The sequence below is a fragment of the Streptomyces cinnamoneus genome, assembly GCF_014650495.1.
Classification (GTDB): Bacteria; Actinomycetota; Actinomycetes; order Streptomycetales; family Streptomycetaceae; genus Streptomyces; species Streptomyces cinnamoneus.
On the sequence record NZ_BMVB01000072.1, the window covers coordinates 1 to 1,175 of the forward strand.

Genomic DNA, 1,175 nt, shown 5'->3' on the forward strand with positions numbered 1-1,175 from the left:
TAATAAAATTCATTTTTAACAAAAAATTTTCTTGAATTTTTTTGTAGATTAAAATAAAGTCCTTATCTTTGCAATGTCGGAAACGATAAGAGTTCTAAAATTTAATAAGAAAAATTTTCAAAAAAAAATCTTTGAAAATTTTGCAGATTAAAATATTATTCTTATATTTGCATAGAGAAATAAAAAAACCTTTTCGAGTTTCTAATAAGACTTGAATTTTTATCGAAAAGGTTATAATAAAATAAATTCAAAAATTCAAGTATTTTTATTATGGAAGAAAAAAAATTAAATTCAGTTGAGAATGTAAATGTAGTTGTTGAAAATTCTACAAAAGAAAAAGTAAACAAAGTGAGTGCTAAAAAAGCTAAAGCACAAGCAAAAGCAAACAATATTCTTTATAAAGATATTCTAGTTAATTTAAATAAATCTACTGAGGGACTTTTAAAAACTTCTTTCGGTGTCAAAAAATCAGACATTTACAAAGAAGAAATTTTTTCAGAACTTTCAGATAAAGAGAAAAAAGTTGCTCGAAAGAAATTTAGAAATATAATTCTTTCATTGTCCGAAAGTTTGATACAAGAAAAGGACAAAACACGATTAGAAAAACTAAAAAAAGCGTTTTTAGACTTTTATAAACAAGTTTACAAAGTAAATGATTTTTCATTAAGTTCTGTTTGTTCTGAAAATATGAAAGAAACAAACAAAGAAATTTTGAAAAAAGCTTTACAGATTATAAAAAAATAAATTGTTTAATTAGGATAGGGAATTAATTCCCTATCCATAAATCAAAAGATATTATGTTAGTAGTGTTATTCATTGTAAATTTAAGTTTGATTATATACGGTTTAATTTTAAGTTATTGGACATTAAAAAAAAGACACAGGTTTATTGTTTATCGAGATGAAAAAAATCAATATAAAGTAAGTTTAATTCATTTAAACACTTTAAACTTTTTTGAACTCGAATCTTACAAAAAAACTTCTTTATTTCGATTTACTTTAAAATCGTACTTTCATTACTTAATGTATCAATTTGAGAATGAAACCGATTCAAAGGATTTATTAAAAATTTTCAAAAAGCAACAAGAAAAAAACAAAGCTAGAATAAAATTTTTTAAAAAGTAAGAGGATGTTTGTCCCTTACTTTTTTTTTGACTTATTCTAAATAAGGGCTAC

At 22.4% G+C, this 1,175-nt stretch carries 1 protein-coding gene; it reads left to right on the plus strand.

The features are described 5' to 3' along the window. Positions 1-270 precede the first annotated feature (270 nt). Positions 271-744 carry a hypothetical protein gene (locus IE182_RS31500; RefSeq protein WP_190113417.1) on the plus strand — a complete coding sequence of 158 codons (474 nt, stop codon included), beginning with the start codon at positions 271-273 and terminating at the stop codon, positions 742-744. Positions 745-1,175: the final 431 nt, after the last annotated feature.

What these genes read in the sequence shown, in the direction of transcription:
- IE182_RS31500 (WP_190113417.1), top strand. Translation starts at nt 271, where the DNA reads ATGGAAGAAAAAAAATTAAATTCAGTTGAGAATGTAAATGTAGTTGTT.